This is a genomic window from Vibrio sp. Sgm 5 (assembly GCF_026241575.1).
Taxonomy (GTDB): Bacteria; Pseudomonadota; Gammaproteobacteria; order Enterobacterales; family Vibrionaceae; genus Vibrio; species Vibrio jasicida.
In genome coordinates this window covers 1-477 of sequence record NZ_JAPHPY010000140.1, presented here as the reverse complement: position 1 = coordinate 477, position 477 = coordinate 1, and the positions used below count along the sequence as shown (strand labels likewise).

The window sequence follows — 477 nt, the reverse complement described above, 5'->3', positions numbered from 1 at the left end:
CATTTGGATGTTGTCGCCAGGCATTACCATTTCTACGCCTTCTGGTAGAGAGATATCACCAGTTACGTCAGTTGTACGGAAGTAGAACTGTGGACGGTAGCCTTTGAAGAACGGAGTATGACGGCCGCCTTCGTCTTTAGAAAGTACGTATACTTCTGACTCGAACTTAGTGTGTGGAGTGATTGAACCAGGCTTAGCTAGTACTTGACCACGTTCAACTTCGTCACGCTTAGTACCACGTAGAAGTGCACCAACGTTCTCACCAGCACGACCTTCGTCTAGAAGCTTACGGAACATTTCAACACCAGTACATGTAGTAGTAGTAGTGTCTTTGATACCTACGATAGCAACTTCGTCACCTACGTTTAGGATACCACGTTCGATACGGCCAGTTACTACTGTACCACGACCTTGGATTGAGAATACGTCTTCGATAGGCATTAGGAATGGCATATCTACTGCACGCTCTGGCTCAGG

The 477-nt window shown here is 46.8% G+C and carries 1 protein-coding gene; it reads right to left on the bottom strand.

What is annotated here, in order from left to right; all coding sequences use genetic code 11:
• Positions 1 to 477 (bottom strand): EF-Tu/IF-2/RF-3 family GTPase (locus tag OQJ86_RS26415; protein ID WP_039978181.1); only part of this gene is annotated, 477 nt, incomplete at both ends.